Here is a 14,784-nt window from a genome sequence, read left to right as displayed (position 1 = left end):
CTCAGACCTCGACGATGGCCTTGATGACGCCAGCTTCCGGCTGCATCCAGCGATCGAGCACGCCGGTAAATTCGTCGAGCGTGGTGCGGTGGGTATTGAGCAGCGCGGTGGGTACCTTGCCCGCCTTCATGGCCGCCACCACTTCCTCGAAATCGTCGACGGTGGCGTTGCGGCTGCCCAGCAAGGTCGTTTCGCGCTTGTGGAATTCAGGGTCGGAAAAGGACAGGCGGTCGCGCACGATGGACACCAGCACATAGGACCCGCCATGGGCGACGAAGTCCAGGCCCCGCTCCATGGCGGCGATATTGCCGGTGGCGTCAAACACCACGTCGAAGAATTCGCCGCCGGTGGCGTCCAGCAGCTGCTCCTTGTCGCCCTCGCCCAGCGCCACCGTGCGGGCGATGCCCAGCGCGTCACGGCAAAACTGCAGACGGTCGGCGCGGCCATCGAGCACCGCCACGTCGGCGCCCTTCAACGATGCGAACAGCATCACGGCCATGCCGATCGGGCCGGCGCCCACTACCAGCACGCGCTTGCCGGCATCGACCGCGCCGCGCTTGACGGCATGCGCGCCGATGGCGAGAAATTCGATCATGGCCGCGTCGTCGAGCGAGATGCCCTCCGTCTTGAAGACAAAGCGCTCTGGCAGCGCCAGGTATTCGGTCATGCCGCCGTCGCGGTGCACGCCCAGCACTTCGATGCGGGTGCAGCAGTTGGTCTTGCCCTGGCGGCAGGCCACGCAGCTGCCGCACGACAGGTAGGGCATCACGTAGACCTGGTCGCCCACGGCCAGGCGCGAGCCGGCTGGCGCGCTGTCGATATGGCCGGACAGTTCATGCCCCATCACGCGCGGGTAGCTGAGGAAAGGCTGGGTGCCGCGGAAGATATGCATGTCGGTGCCGCAGATGCCGACGCGGCGTATGCGCAGCAGCACTTCGCCCTCGCCGGGTACGGGCACGGGGCGCTGCTCCATGCGCAAACTGCCGGGCGTATCGCAAACGATACTTTTCATCATGGTCGTCCCTCTCGCCGCCCGAATCTTGCCGGTGGCATATTATATTTAACGTACAAACCAACTGTGAAAAAAATCCGTCTGCGCGGATTGTCTTTCCAGTCCTGCCAACGGCGCTTCTTGCTGCGCCGCACAACGATCCATTCGTCATTCCATGTGGCTCGAACGCACCGTTCATGCCGCAGTCGTCGTTCGGTTTTATAAATATACCGTACAAAAAAATGAAGGTCAACGGATTCTTTTACCGGCTTTTTCAGTTCCTCTGCTACATTTCTGCTTGACCCTGACGTTACGTCAGGCGCCATCGTGGTTGCACGCACTGGAGACAAGGAGAAGGCGATGCTGTTGAAAATCGGGGAACTGGCCAGGCTCACGGGCCTGACTATCCGCACCCTGCACCACTACGACAGCATCGGCCTGCTCTCGCCTTCGGCGCGCACGCAAGCTGGCTACCGCCTGTACCAGCACGGCGACATGGACCGGCTGCACCGGATCATGGCGCTGCGCAAGTTCGGGCTGTCGCTGGCCGATATCGCCAACGCCCTCGCCGGCCCGGATCTTCCTTTGCATACCATCGTGGCGCAGCAGATCGCCATGCTGGAACACCAGATCGCGCAGGCTTCCACCTTGCGCGAACGCCTGTGCAGCTTGCAGGCGCAACTGGCACAGGGGCAGGCGCCGGAACTGGCCGAGTGGCTCACCACTATGGAGTTGATGACCATGTACGACAAATACTTTAGTCACGAAGAACTGCAACAACTGCCGCTGCTGTCCGATGCGGCCGTGGAAGAGGAATGGAAAGCACTGGTGGCGCGGGTGCGCGCCGCCATGGAGTCAGGCGTCAGCCCCGGCGATGCGCCGGCGCAGGCGCTGGCCACGGAATGGATGGTCAAGCTGGTGCGCGACACGGGCGCCCATCCGGGCCTGTTCGCGCGCCTGAACGACATGCACGCGCAGGAGCCCATCATGCAGGCCACGACCAGCATCGATGCGCAACTGATGCAGTTCATCCTCACCGCCTTCAATGCCTCGCGCATGGCGCTGTACCGGCCTTTCCTCGACGAGCAGGAATACGCGCACCTGGTGGCCAACTACGGCAAGCGTTCGGGCGAGTGGCCGGCCCTGATCGCCGCCGTGCGCGCCGCCATGGATGCACGCACGCCGCCCACGGATCCGGCCGTGCTCCAGCTGGCGCGGCAGTGGCTGGACCTGTTCCGCTCGTATGCAGGCACGAACCCGGCCACGCAGCTGAAATTCCGCCAAGCGCACCAGCAGGAACCGCGTCTGATGGAAGGCAGCTTTGTCGACGCGACCATGCTGCAATACCTGGGCGCGGCGATGGCCGTGGTGGCGCAGGAGCGTCCCGCCAAATAAGTTGACGTGTGGCATCTCGTGGGCGGGGCCATGTAGAATCGGCCTTCGCCCACGAGAGGAAAAACCGATGCGCCGCTTTCTGTTTGCTTGCCTGACCCTGCCCGCCCTGCATGCCGCCATGGCTGCCGAGCCGCCCGTGCAAGGGGTGTGGCAGGGCACTGTGGGCAAGGCCAATATCGTGGCCTGCTTCAATCAGCCCAGTCCCACGCAAGGGTCTGATCGCAGCGGCAACTATTACTACACGCGCTACAAGACGCCGATCATGCTGTCCAAGCCGAATGGCAAGGCGCTGTGGCAGGAACTCAACGCCAAGGGCGACACGACGGGCACCTGGTCCCTGAATGCCCCGCAAGACGGCAAGGTCACCGGCACCTGGACGGAGCCGAAAAGCGGCAAGACCTTGCCCGTGGCCTTGACTCTGCTGGAGGCGGCGGGCGACCGCGAACACCCATCCTGCGCCAGCGATGCCTACAACCTGGCGCTGGAAGCGTTTCCCGGCACCAAGGTGAGCAAACCGATTGCCTTCGAAGGCAAGCAATACCGCAACCTGCAAGTGGGCGACACCATCACCGTGGAATTGATCGCGCCCGGCGATGGCGTGGCAAAAATCAATGCGCAGCTGCGCGCCGTGCTGGCCAGGAACAAGAAGGACCTGGAAGACTTCTACGCGACGCGGCGCGAATACCTGGGCCGCAACGGCTTCACGACGGAAGACGAAGTGTATGCGGAACCCACCTACTGGTCGCCGCGCTGGGTAACGGTCAAGTTCTACCGCTGGCCGGCCGGCTATGGCGCCCGCGGCATCTCCATCAAATTCCGCACCTGGGACGTGAAGACGGGCCAGGAAACGGACGTGTGGAACTGGTTTGGCGCCAGCGCCAGCGATGGCGACGACAAGGCCGAATTGCCCGACCGTTTGCGCCAGGCCCTCTTCAAGAATGTGACAATCGACGCCGAGTGCAAGGGCACGGATTACGACGGCCGTGGCCGCTTCCACCTGTCATTGAAACCCGAAGGCGTGTCCTTCTGGGAAGACTCGAACGGCAGCGGCTGTGAAAACGATTTTTTACTTCCCTACAGCAAGGTCGGCCCCTTCCTCACCGTCAAGGGCCGCGCCGCACTCAGCGATCTGCTGCCGAAGAACTAAGCATAGTAGCTGTCATCGAGCAGCATGTCCTCGAAAAAAGCGCCATACGGCAAGGTCGGATGGCGCAGATGGATTTCCAGGATCCAGCGCATCGGTGACGGCGAAAAATCCGCGTCGGCCAGCGCGCCCGCGTAGATCGTCGCGTGCGGGAAGTCGGACACGCGGTGGCCGCCCAGGTCAAAGTTCAATTCCCAGCCCAGCTTGCGCGCTTCCTCTTCTGCGTAGGCATACAGGGCTTGCCCCGTCAGCCTGTCGCGCTGCCACACGGCGCGCACCTGGTGGAACAGGCATTCCGCATCGCGCGCGCAGCGGGCATAGTCCGCCTGCTGTTCGCTGGCGCCCACCGTAAACGAGGCACCGCCATCGCCTTCCCACGCCTGCACACGCGGTGCGATATCGAGGAAGAAAATATCGCTCTCTTGCAGGATCACGCCGGGCTCGGAGGCACGTTTCATCGGTTTCGTGGTATTGCGCCCGAAGCGCACGCGCGTGGGGTGCCAGCTCAGCGCAAGCCCCATGTCCAGCAGCACCTGCTTCGCCATGGCGACGGCGTCTTCTTCCAGCATGCCGGGGCGGATGCGCGCGGCGATGGCGGCAATCGCCTCGCGCGTCTTGCGGCGCGCCAGCAGCATGCCGTCCTCGGTATAAGCGGGGCCGCCCCGCTCGGCGTCCAGTGTCGTGTGCATGTTTGACTTTCCTCAAGGGCACGGCCGAAGTGGCGCGCCAGCAGGAAAAGTATAGATTTACGCCCGGCGCAGCGGGGGTGCTGGCTGCCGCGCTTTCCGGACAGCATGGCGGGGATTCCTGCCATGCGCGATGTCATCCTTGCCGGTAACTGGAGAAATGTTGCCGGTATTGCTTGGCCGATAAGCCCAGGCGCCGCAGGAACACCGTGCGCAACTGGTCGGCCGTGCCGAAGCCGCAGCGCCAGGCGACGGTTTTCAGCGGATCGCTACTCGCTTCGAGCAGGGCGCGCGCCGCATCGAGCCGGGCGCTTTCGATGAACTGGGCTGGCGTCACACCCAGCTCGCGCACGAAGACGCGGGCAAAGTTGCGCGGACTCATGGCCACCAGCCTCGCCAGGGTGTCCACGTCGAGCGCCTCGCCCAGATGTGCCAGCACGTATTGCTGCGCCTGCGCCACGGGAGAAGCCGCAACCACCACGGGCGTCAGATACGGACTGAACTGCGACTGCCCGCCCTGGCGCTGCGTGTACACCACCAGGCGGCGCGCCACCTGCAGCGCCAGCTGCGCCCCGCCCACCCCGCCTGCTTCGGCCAGCAACGATAGCGACAGGTCGATGCCGGCCGTTACGCCCGCCGAGCTGACCAGATTGCCGTCATGCACATAGATGCTGTCCGCATCAACCTGCGCCAGCGGAAAACGCGCGGCCAGCGCGGCCGCATCGTTCCAGTGCGTGGCCACCTTTTTACCATCGAGCAAGCCCGCGTGGCCCAGCAAAAACGCGCCATTGCAGATGGAACCGTGGCGGCGCGCCTTGCCGGCCGCACTGGCCAGCCAGGCGCTCAGGTCCGCGTCAACCGGTTGCGCCGGCAAGCCGGGGCCGCCTGCCACCAGCAACAGGTCATAGGCGTCGTGCGCCTGCGCATAATGCCGGTGCGCGGCCAGGCATAAGCCGTTGGAGCAGCGCAGCAAGCCTTCCTGCGTGCCCAGCACCTCGATCCGGTATTGCCGTTCTGGCGGCAGAAAGCTGTTCGCCTCGGCAAACACGTCCATGGGCCCGCTGACGTCGAGCGCCTGCACGCCGGGAAAGATCAGGATGGCGATCGTTGGCATGGCTCAACCCCGCGCCACGGCAGCCACTTGCTGCGCCACCATCTCGGCCGTGGCCGCCGCCAGGGTCCAGCCCAGGTGGCCATGGCCCGTGTTGTAGTACACGCCCGGCGCCTTGCCCGGCCCCACTTTCGGCAGCATGTCCGGCAGCATGGGACGCAAGCCCGCCCAAGGGATCACCTTGCGCGTATTGATACCAGGAAAGCACTGCTCGACCCACTGCAGCAGTGGCCGGATGCGGTCGGCGCGGATATCGTGGTTGATGCCGTTGAATTCGGCCGTGCCCGCCACTCTGAGCCGGTCTTCGCCCAGGCGGCTACTGACCAGCTTGGTGGCATCGTCGAGCAGGCTCACCTTCGGCGCCGCCGCGCGGCTGGCAAGGTCATCGAGCTGCACGGTAATCGAGTACCCTTTCACGGGATACACATTCACATGGTCGCCCAGCGATGCGGCCAGGGCGCGGCTGGCCGTGCCCGCGCAAATCACGACGGCGTCGAACAGGCTGCTGTCCTCGCCCACGCCGTCTCCCACGCTAATGCGCACCTTGCCGTGTTCGCGCGCCAGCGCCGTGACCTGTGCACCATAGCGGCACGCCACGCCCAGGCGCACGCAGGCATCGGCCAGGCCGCTGGTGAACTTGTGGATGTCGCCCGTGGAATCGCTGTCCGTATAGTAGCCGCCGTAAAAGTCGCCCTGCAAGGTCGGCTCGATGGCGCGCATTTCCTGCCGCGTGACGGCGCGCCGCTCCAGTCCGCCCTGCGCCAGCAGGCGCGAGACGCCTGCCGCCCGCTCGAAGCCGGCACGCTCCCGGTACACATGCAGGATGCCGGCGCGGCGGTGATCGAAAGCTATATTTTCCTCTTTCGCCCAGGCAAACAAATGTTCGCGCGCGGCGATCGCCATGCGCGCCGTGGCGATGGTGTTGCGCTCGTAGGCGGGCATGGCGGCAAGAAACTCCGCAAACCAGCTCAGCTTGTGCCAGCTGGGCCATGGATGCAGCAGCAGCGGCGCATCGCGCCGCGCCATCCATTTCAAGGCGTTGAGTATCGTTGCCTTGTGATTCCACACTTCCGCATGCGAGGCCGACAATTGCCCGCCGTTCGCGTATGACGTTTCCATGGCGGCATAGCGGTGACGCTCGATCAGGGTCACGTTCACGCCCCGTTTCGCCAGCGCATACGCCGTCGTCACGCCCGTGATGCCCCCGCCCAGCACGGCCACGCGGCTCATTGCAGCAACACCTTGTGCACGACCGTGTCGCCCGCCTGCAACACGTGTCCATCCGCTGCCAGCACATCCATGCGGCGCACGGGCAAGCCTGAACCGCGTTGCAGCAAGGTGGAATGCGCCTCGCCCGCTTCGAACAATTGCGCCTCGCTCCACTGGCGCAAGCCTACGACGACGGGAAACAGGGCCAGCCCCTTTTGCGTCAGCACGTATTCCTGGTACGCCGTGCCGTCCGAGGCGGGGGCAACCGTAAAGATGCCCTCTTCCACCAGGGTGTGCAGGCGGTCGGCCAGGATGTTCTTCGCCACGCCCAGGCTTTTCTGGAATTCGCCAAAGCGGCGCATGCCGTCGAAGGCGTCGCGCACGATCAGGAGCGACCAGCGCTCGCCGATCGCATCAAGCGCGCGCGCCACGGGACAGGGGTCGGTTTTCAGGCTCTTGCGCTTGGCCACGGGCATTCTCCAGGATTGACTGGTTGCATTTTAAAACTTCTCGGCGTAGACTCCAACTAGTTTTAATTTGAAACTACTTACATACAAGCCCATGCGCGATACCAACCCACCCATCACGACAGCACTTCCCCCTTCCCTCGTCTGGCTGTTTGCCACGGCGGCCGGCCTCAGCGTGGCCAATGTGTATTACGCCCAGCCTTTACTCGCCACCCTGGCGCACGAATTCGGCATGACGGACGCTGCCAGCGGCATGGTCGTCACGGCCACGCAGCTCGGCTGCGCGCTGGCCCTGCTCTTGCTCGTGCCGCTGGGCGACATGCTGAACCGGCGCCGGCTGACCCTGTTCCAGCTGGGCATGTTGGCCGTCACGCTGGCGGCGCTGGGCTGCGCCCGTTCCACGGCCGGTTTGCTGGGCGGCATGCTGCTGGTGGGTCTGCTGGGCACGGCCATGACGCAGGGTTTGATCGCCTATGCGGCCAGCGCGGCAGCCAGCCATGAGCGGGGCAGAGTCGTCGGCATGGCGCAGGGCGGCGTGGTGATCGGCTTGCTGCTGGCGCGCACCCTGTCCGGCGTAGTGGCCGATCTCGCCGACTGGCGCGCCGTGTATTTTGTTTCGGCGGCCATCGCTTGCGCCCTGCTGTTGCTGCTGTGGCGCAAGCTGCCGCCGGCCAGGCCGCAAGGCCGGAAGCTGGCGTATGGCGCCCTGCTCGCCTCGATGCTGGACATGCTGCTGCACCACAAGGTGCTGCGCGTAAGGGGCATGCTGGCCCTGCTGATGTTTGCCGTTTTCAATATTTTCTGGAGCGCCCTGGTGCTGCCGTTGACGGCGCAAGGCTATTCGCATGCGGCCATCGGCGCGTTTGGCCTGGTGGGCGTGATCGGCGCGCTGGGCGCGGCGCGCGCCGGGGCGCTGGCCGACGGTGGACGCGCGCAGTGGACGACGGGCGCGGCCCTGTTGCTGCTGCTGGCCGCGTGGCTGCCGCTGAGCTTTGCGGGCGCAGCCCTATGGCCCTTGATCGTTGGCATCATCGCGCTGGACCTGGCGGGCCAGGCCATCCACGTGACGAACCAGAGCCTGATTTTCAAGCAGGACAGCGATGCGCACAGCCGCCTGGTGGCGTGCTACATGCTGTTTTATGCGGTGGGAAGCGGACTCGGTGCGATTGCCGCCACCAGCGTGTATGCGCTGGCGGGCTGGCATGGGGTGTGCGCGCTGGGCGCGGCGGTCAGCTTGCTCGCCCTGCTGTTCTGGCGACTGACCTTGCCTGCTGAAAAAGCTTAGTTCAGCATGGCCGCGGTAGAACCATGGCGGTAGGTTTTCAAGGCGTCCGGCTGGATCTGGATCAGCGAACCGCTGACTTTAATCAAATGCAAGTCCGTCAGCTGGTGCAGCACGCGCGACAGGGTGGCGGGCGCCAGGTTCAAAAACGATGCCAGCAAGCTTTTCTTCAGGTCCAGCTTGACCTCGTTCGAACGCTGCTGGTCCGACGCCTGCAACAGGTACTCGACCACGCGCTGGGTGGCGTTCTGCACGGAGCAGCGCTCCACGTTGCGGATAAAACCCATCAGGTGATGCGACAGGCTGTTCATCATCTGGCGCGCGATGCGTGGCGACTGGTCCAGCAGGCGCAGCAGCGCGTGCGGCGGGATGCGCAGCAGCAGGCAATGCTCGAGCGCTTCGGCGCAGAACGGGTACGGTTCATCGAGGAAAATCATGGCTTCGCCGAAACTCTGACCCGGACGGATCAGTTCCAGTACCTTGTCCGTGCCTTCCATGGAAAACACACTCAGCTTGACGAGGCCGAAGACCACCACATAGGCGCCTTCCGCCACTTCGCCCTTGCGGAACAGCACTTTGCCTTTTTCCACTTCGACGCGCACGACATCCTGGCGCAATTGCTCTAATTGCGAAGGGGAAATATGGCGGAACAGAGCCTGGCTCGATAGCAAGCCATCGACGTTGACCTTATGCATGACACTCTCTTATTAGATTAGCGAATGACTAAGAGTGTAATGCGCAGGCACGGTCAAGGCCATACGTCAAAGGAACTAGGGTTGTCTAGGCCGGAACGCCATGCAGATCAAACAATCGCGGATTCCTTGCGCACTATTTGCGCGTTGTTTGATCTTTATTTACTCAATTCGCGCTCGACGGCGTAGACGGCGATCTGCACGCGGCTGCTGAGCTTAAGCTTTTTGAGGATGTTTTGCACGTGGATTTTCACCGTGCTTTCGGCCACGTCCAGCTGGCGCGCGATTTCCTTGTTGCTCAGTCCTTGCGCCAGGCAGGCCATGGCTTCCCGTTCGCGCGGCGTCAGTTTGTCATAGTCGGCCTGGGGCGCATTCTGCCCCGCGCGGAACTGCGACACGAGCTTGGCCGTCATGGCGTCGGCAATCACGGATTCGCCGGCGGCGGCGCGGCAAATGGCCTGGCCCAGCTGCTCGGCTTCGATATTTTTCAGCAGGTAGCCGCGTGCGCCAGCGCGCAGGGCCGCGCCCAGGTCGGCCGCGTTTTCCGACACGGTCAGCATCAGCACGACCATCTGCGGCAGGTCCTGCAAGATCAGCTGCAGCGCCTCGACGCCGGACACGCCGGGCATGTTCAAATCCATCAGCACCACGTCGGGCCGCAGTTCGGCCGTCAGGCGCACGCCGTCCAGCCCGTTCGAAGCCTCGCCCACCACCTGGAATTGAGGATTGCGCTGCAACAGCAGCTTGACGCCGCTGCGCAGCAAGGTGTGGTCATCGACCAGCAGGATTTTGATTGGTGCGTTCACTATGTTTGTTGCCTGATAGGGATAAGTCATCTGTTACGCGGCCTGGCGCCGGGCTGCCGGCAAGGCCAGCGAGATCGTCGTGCCGGCGCCGGGCCGGCTGTCGATGGCAAAGTGCGCACCGAGCCGCTCGGCCCGTTCCTGCATGATACGCAAGCCGATCTGCAATTCCGTTTTCTTGTCGCGCAAGTTGGCGGCAAAGCCTTCGCCATCGTCGCGCACCTGCAGCGCAAAATCGCGCCCGTTTTCCACGCGCAGCGTCACGCTGCCCGCTTGCGCGTGCTTGCGGATATTCGACAGCGCCTCCTGCACGATGAACAGGATCTGCAACTGCTGTTCCGGCGCCAGCGGCGCGCCATTGCCGCTCATCTCCAGGGTTCCCGTGACGCCCGTCTGCAGCTCGAACTTGGCCAGCACTTCCGTGAGCTTGCTTTCGAGGTCGCTGCCATGCCAGCGCGTGCGGAAATTGACCAGCAATTCGCGCACGTCCTGGTAGCTTTGTTCGACGCCCATGCGCATCAGCGGCAACACTTCGGCCGCTTCGTCGAGCTGGCCCCGGCGCACGGAATCGTCGAGCATCTGCACTTGCAGGCTGATGAAATTGAGGCTTTGCGCGATGCTGTCGTGCAAGCCTTCGGCCAGCAGGCTGCGTTCGCGCGCCACGGCAAATTCCTTTTCGCGCGCAATCAGGCGCTGGTTTTCGATGGCGATACCCAGGCTCTGACCCAGGGTTTCCAGCCAGCCCTGCTGCTGCGCCTGCACGGCTTGCGGCTGCGCAAAGTGCAGCGAAAAACTGCCCACTACCTGCTCGCGCGCAAGGATGGGAAAGACGGCGATGGCAATAAAGCCTTCGTCCTGGCAACGGTAGCGCTGCAGCGCATCGACCTGGCGGAAATCGCGGATCTGGATAACGCCCTGCGCCACGGCCGCGCCGCACAGGCAATCGTTGTTGCGGATGCAGTGTTCCTCTTCCACCATGGCATCGGAAATGCCCTCGTGCACGATGATGTGCACGGTATCGTGCTGCGGGTCGAGGATGCGCACGGTGCCGCCTTCGGCCTGCGCGAACTGCATCACATGGCGCAGGAAGCCACGGCACAGCGCATCGATGGCGTGCTGCCCCGCCAGCAAGGTGGAAATCTCGTGCAGGGTGGCCAGCTGGCGTTCCTGCGCGGCGCTCAGGCCCGATGCGGCTTGCGCCAGACGGCGCTGGCGCCAGCGCGAGGCTGGAAGTTGTTTGCGGGAAGATTGACTGCGCAGCGCATGCATGAAGAACTCGAATCTGAAAAGTGGTGCGCCTGGCAAGCGCTGCGGCCTGCCGGGCTGGTAAAGGTTACAAACGGATCTCGGTACCGAGCAGCTTGACGAACTGCGCCAGCCAGGCCGGATGCGCAGGCCAGGCGGGGGCCGTGACGAACTGGCCATCCGTGACGGCGTCCGTGACGGCGATGTCGGCATACGTGCCGCCCGCCAGTTTCACTTCCGGCGCGCAGGCGGGATAGGCGGAAATGCGCTTGCCGCGGATGACGTCGGCGGCGGCCAGCAATTGCGCGCCGTGGCAGACGGCCGCGACAGGCTTGCCCGCTTCGGCGAAATGGCGCACGGCGGCGATGACCTTCTCGTTCAGGCGCAGATATTCGGGCGCGCGGCCGCCGGCGATCATCACGGCGTCATAGTGGGCCGGGTCGATGTCGTCGAAGCTGGCGTTCAGGGTGAACAAATGGCCCGGCTTTTCTGTATATGTCTGGTCGCCCTCGAAATCGTGGATGGCCGTCTTGATCGTCTCGCCGCTTTTCTTGCCGGGACAGACGGCATGCACGGTATGGCCGAGCATCAGCAGGGCCTGGAAGGGCACCATCGTTTCATAATCTTCTGCAAAATCGCCGGTCAAAAACAGAATTTTCTTCGCTGCCATTTGGTTCTCCTATGAAAGATTGATCCCGCATCCCTGCCTGCAGGACGCACCGCAAGGCGTATCTTAGCGCGACTTGGCAGCCATACTGGATATTTATCAAACTTTTGCGCCTTGATCGAGGATTTTACAGGCTGAGGCAGAATTTTTTACAGGCTTGCCGGTCAAATTCAAATGACACCTTCCGGGAGCCAGACCATGAGCACCGCCACGCATTCCCTTGCCCCATCTGCCCTGATCCGTATCTTCGACCATTTTGCCGATGCGCAGCAGGCCCGCAGCGCCCTGCTCGACGATGGGTTCCCCGCATACGCCGTGCAGCTCGACACGGTCGACGACGAGGCCGTCCCCACCGTCCCCATACAGGGCAAGGCCGCATGGCGCGGCATGTTCCGCCTCGTCGTGGCCATCGGCACCCCGCAGGAACGGGAACGGGAGCACGCCATCGTGCAGGCGTATCACGGCTGCGATATCGACCAGCGCACGGCCAGCCACGCGGGCGGCCAGCGCGCAAGCGCACAGGCGCTTGCAGGCTGACGTCCTCCCCCTGCGCGGCGAAATTATGGCAAGATCAGCATTCCTTCATTCCACAGTGGAACTTGCCATGATTTTTGAAATTGCCCACATCCAGATCAAATCGGCCACGCATGCTGCCTTCGAAGCGGCCGTGACGAAAGCCATCCCCCTGTTCCAGCGCGCACGCGGCTGCGAATCGATGCGCCTGGAGCGCTCGATCGAAAACGGCGACGCCTACCGCCTGGTGGTGGGCTGGACGACCCTGGAAGACCATACCGTGCATTTCCGTGGCAGCGACGACTTCCAGGCATGGCGCGGCCTCGTCGGTGAGTTTTTCGCCGCCCCGCCCCAAGTCGAGCACATGAACACGGTAGTGACGGGCTTCTAGCCAGGCACCTACACTGCCGGGTGGTGAAACACTTGCCGTAAATATGCGAGGAAGGTTTCATCCTTGCACAGGGTCTTGCCCGGCGAATCAGACAGTTTCGCCACGGACTGGCCATTGCAGCGCACCAGTTTCATGACGATGTTGAGCGGCGTCAAACCGACATCGTTGGTGAGATTGGTGCCGATGCCAAAGCCCGTCATGATGCGGTCGGCGAAGTGCTGGTACAGGGCAAACGCCTTGTCCAGGTCCAGCCCGTCGGAAAACACGAGGCGCTTGGTATTGGCGTCGATGCGCAGGGCCGCGTAGTGGGCCAGCGCCTTCTCGCCCCACTCGACGGGGTCGCCCGAATCGTGGCGCAAGCCGTCGAACAGCTTGGCGAAATACAGGTCGAAGTCGGCCAAAAAGGCATCCATGCCGACCACGTCCGTCAGGGCGATACCCAGGTCGCCCCGGTATTCCTGCACCCAGTCTTCCAGTGCCGCCTTTTGAAAGTCGCGCAGGCGCACGCCGAAGGACTGGAACGATTGCATGTATTCATGCGCCATGGTGCCGATCGGCACGATGCCCAGCTTTTTCGCCAGGTAGACATTCGACGTGCCCTTGAAATATTCGGGCACCTCGCGCGCCAGCCGTTGCACCACCTCGTCATGCCAGGCGCCGGAAAAGCGCCGGCGCACGCCGAAGTCGGAAAACTCGAACGGATGCTTGCGCCGCGGCAACTTGCCGAATTCCTTGACGGCCGCCACTTTCAAGCCCAGGCGGTGGCGCCCTTCGCGCATGGCCGCATCGAGGTCGAAGCGGCGGAAATACAGTTCGTTGATGATGTACAGCACGAAAATCTCGAAGCCCATCACGTGCACCTGCGGCCCGGCCGCGTGCACGAGCAGGGTGTCGCCATCCGTGCTGACGTCGATGAATTTGCGCTGGAAGCGGAACACCGTCAAGAAGTCGACGAAATCGCTCTTCATGAAGCGCAGGGTGCGCAGATAGGCCAGCTCGTCGTCGGCAAACGACATCGAGCATAAATGGTCGAGCTGTTCCTCCAGTTCGCCCTTCAGTTCGGCCAGGGGAAAAGCGGTGGCGTTGCGGCAGACAAATTCGTATTCGGTATGGGTATTCGGATGACCGTGCAGCAATGCTTGCCACATTGTAAATTTATACAGATCGGTTTCCAGCAAACTGCGCACTATCGGGGTCATGTGTGTTTTCTCCAACTTCCTGAAGCCAGAATAGTACGCCACCGCAAGCATTTCAGCAGGGCACGATTAACAGTGGCTCAGGCAGCCGCGTTGGCCAGCAATTCGGGCAAGACGTCGGCGGAGGTGGCCAGCCGCGCGCCGCGTGCATGCATGGCGGCAAGGAAGTCGCGCTGCTGCGATGCAAAGCCCGTGACGGGGCTCATGCAGTCCGTCAGCAAGACCAGGCGCGACAGGGCCGGCTTGCCTTGCTGCGCTTCCAGGTAATCGGCGATGTGCTCGGTGCTGGCTTTCACGCAATGGCTGCCCGCCTCGCCGGTGACATAAATCTGCTGCGCCGGCAGCAGGGTGGCAAGGAAATCCAGGTTCAGCTGGGTAGCCGCATCCTGAGGATCGGGCACTTCCGCCATGACGGCAGAGTAATGCTCGGTCCACGGATTGGAACCCTTGCTCAACTTGGCCACCACTCGCAGGTGATCCACTTCCCAGGCATTGTAGGCGGCGCGCACGGCCGCATGGATATTCTGGCCCCAGCTGCCGATCTCGCAATGCACGGGCCACACCATCAATTGATAGCGTCCCGCTTGCAGCAAGGCATCCAGATAAGCCAGCGCGCGCGGCAAGGCGCCGCTGGCGGCGGGCAGGAACAGGCGGTCGCGCACCTGCTGCGCGCTGATCTGCGTAAACGGCGGCACGGCGCCGCCATCGCCCATGCGCCAGAAGGCGGGGTGGGCGATATCGTAGCGGTGGTGGGCGTCGAGGGTCACGCTGATCTGCGTCAGACCGCTGCCCCCTTCGCGGATCAGTTGCGCCACGCGCAGCATGTCAGCGTGGGCACCAGGCACGGCCAGCGCCGGTGCCGTATCTGGCGGCAGCCAGGCGGCGGGCAAGTCGCAAAAATCGTTTTGCGGATCGATGACGAGCAGGTGCAACTGGCGTTTCATGATGGTCCTCTGGCGTGGCAATAGTTCGCATGATACGGGCAACTTCGC

General features: G+C 63.5%; 16 protein-coding genes. 5 read left to right on the top strand and 11 right to left on the bottom strand.

What is annotated here, in order from left to right; genetic code table 11:
• Window position 1: 1 nt before the first annotated feature.
• Complete coding sequence (locus IGS58_RS19250; RefSeq protein ID WP_230522521.1) at window positions 2-1,012, bottom strand: zinc-binding alcohol dehydrogenase family protein; 1,011 nt, start codon at window positions 1,010-1,012, stop codon at window positions 2-4.
• A 339-nt stretch (window positions 1,013-1,351) separates the two neighbouring features.
• Here IGS58_RS19250 and IGS58_RS19245 point away from each other — a divergent pair, with 339 nt between their 5' ends.
• On the top strand, window positions 1,352-2,386 hold the full coding sequence (locus IGS58_RS19245; protein ID WP_230522412.1) for a MerR family transcriptional regulator: 1,035 nt from the start codon (window positions 1,352-1,354) through the stop codon (window positions 2,384-2,386).
• A gap of 67 nt (window positions 2,387-2,453) precedes the next feature.
• Window positions 2,454-3,533 carry a hypothetical protein gene (locus IGS58_RS19240; RefSeq protein WP_070257540.1) on the top strand — a complete coding sequence of 360 codons (1,080 nt, stop codon included), beginning with the start codon at window positions 2,454-2,456 and terminating at the stop codon, window positions 3,531-3,533.
• On the opposite strand, the gene IGS58_RS19235 is transcribed toward IGS58_RS19240, so the two are convergent.
• From IGS58_RS19235 to IGS58_RS19220, 4 genes are all read right to left on the bottom strand, one after another.
• Entirely contained in the window at window positions 3,530-4,219 is a 690-nt protein-coding gene (locus tag IGS58_RS19235) for a M24 family metallopeptidase (protein WP_070257539.1), read from the bottom strand. The two genes, IGS58_RS19240 and IGS58_RS19235, sit on opposite strands and share 4 nt — an antisense overlap.
• A 133-nt stretch (window positions 4,220-4,352) precedes the next feature.
• Window positions 4,353-5,330, bottom strand: coding sequence for a GlxA family transcriptional regulator (locus IGS58_RS19230; RefSeq protein ID WP_230522411.1), 978 nt, complete (start codon window positions 5,328-5,330; stop codon window positions 4,353-4,355).
• Between the two features lie 3 nt (window positions 5,331-5,333).
• The gene (locus IGS58_RS19225; protein ID WP_230522410.1) at window positions 5,334-6,557 is read right to left on the bottom strand and encodes a D-amino acid dehydrogenase; all 1,224 of its coding nucleotides are present in this window, start codon (window positions 6,555-6,557) and stop codon (window positions 5,334-5,336) included.
• Entirely contained in the window at window positions 6,554-7,006 is a 453-nt protein-coding gene (locus tag IGS58_RS19220) for a winged helix-turn-helix transcriptional regulator (protein ID WP_230522409.1), read from the bottom strand. Before IGS58_RS19220 ends, IGS58_RS19225 begins: the two co-directional genes overlap by 4 nt.
• A 91-nt stretch (window positions 7,007-7,097) precedes the next feature.
• Here IGS58_RS19220 and IGS58_RS19215 point away from each other — a divergent pair, with 91 nt between their 5' ends.
• The gene (locus tag IGS58_RS19215) at window positions 7,098-8,288 is read left to right on the top strand and encodes an MFS transporter (protein WP_230522408.1); all 1,191 of its coding nucleotides are present in this window, start codon (window positions 7,098-7,100) and stop codon (window positions 8,286-8,288) included.
• Here the strand turns inward: IGS58_RS19215 and IGS58_RS19210 are convergent.
• From IGS58_RS19210 to IGS58_RS19195, 4 genes are all read right to left on the bottom strand, one after another.
• Window positions 8,285-8,980 carry a Crp/Fnr family transcriptional regulator gene (locus IGS58_RS19210; protein WP_034781930.1) on the bottom strand — a complete coding sequence of 232 codons (696 nt, stop codon included), beginning with the start codon at window positions 8,978-8,980 and terminating at the stop codon, window positions 8,285-8,287. The two genes, IGS58_RS19215 and IGS58_RS19210, sit on opposite strands and share 4 nt — an antisense overlap.
• A 155-nt stretch (window positions 8,981-9,135) precedes the next feature.
• Window positions 9,136-9,813, bottom strand: coding sequence for a response regulator (locus IGS58_RS19205; protein ID WP_170846465.1), 678 nt, complete (start codon window positions 9,811-9,813; stop codon window positions 9,136-9,138).
• Window positions 9,814-9,816: 3 nt separating this feature from the next.
• Window positions 9,817-11,049 (bottom strand): GAF domain-containing sensor histidine kinase, encoded by a 1,233-nt coding sequence (locus IGS58_RS19200; RefSeq protein ID WP_230522407.1) that lies wholly within the window; start codon window positions 11,047-11,049, stop codon window positions 9,817-9,819.
• Between the two features lie 64 nt (window positions 11,050-11,113).
• Window positions 11,114-11,695: a DJ-1/PfpI family protein gene (locus IGS58_RS19195; RefSeq protein ID WP_230522406.1), complete on the bottom strand. Its 582-nt coding sequence runs from the start codon at window positions 11,693-11,695 to the stop codon at window positions 11,114-11,116.
• 195 nt (window positions 11,696-11,890) lie between these two features.
• Between IGS58_RS19195 and IGS58_RS19190 the strand changes: the two genes are divergently transcribed.
• Both IGS58_RS19190 and IGS58_RS19185 read left to right on the top strand, forming a co-directional pair.
• Entirely contained in the window at window positions 11,891-12,229 is a 339-nt protein-coding gene (locus IGS58_RS19190) for a hypothetical protein (RefSeq protein WP_230522405.1), read from the top strand.
• Window positions 12,230-12,296: 67 nt separating this feature from the next.
• Window positions 12,297-12,596: an antibiotic biosynthesis monooxygenase family protein gene (locus tag IGS58_RS19185; protein WP_034781921.1), complete on the top strand. Its 300-nt coding sequence runs from the start codon at window positions 12,297-12,299 to the stop codon at window positions 12,594-12,596.
• Between the two features lie 8 nt (window positions 12,597-12,604).
• Here the strand turns inward: IGS58_RS19185 and pncB are convergent, their stop codons facing one another.
• The gene (gene pncB / locus IGS58_RS19180) at window positions 12,605-13,795 is read right to left on the bottom strand and encodes a nicotinate phosphoribosyltransferase (protein ID WP_034781917.1); all 1,191 of its coding nucleotides are present in this window, start codon (window positions 13,793-13,795) and stop codon (window positions 12,605-12,607) included.
• Between the two features lie 77 nt (window positions 13,796-13,872).
• Window positions 13,873-14,736 (bottom strand): cysteine hydrolase, encoded by an 864-nt coding sequence (locus IGS58_RS19175; protein WP_230522404.1) that lies wholly within the window; start codon window positions 14,734-14,736, stop codon window positions 13,873-13,875.
• Window positions 14,737-14,784: the final 48 nt, after the last annotated feature.

It is taken from the genome of Janthinobacterium sp. EB271-G4-7A, from assembly GCF_020858075.1.
Classification (GTDB): Bacteria; Pseudomonadota; Gammaproteobacteria; order Burkholderiales; family Burkholderiaceae_D; genus Janthinobacterium; species Janthinobacterium lividum.
The sequence above is the reverse complement of the archived record's forward strand: the minus strand, read 5'-3'. Positions and strand labels throughout refer to the sequence as shown.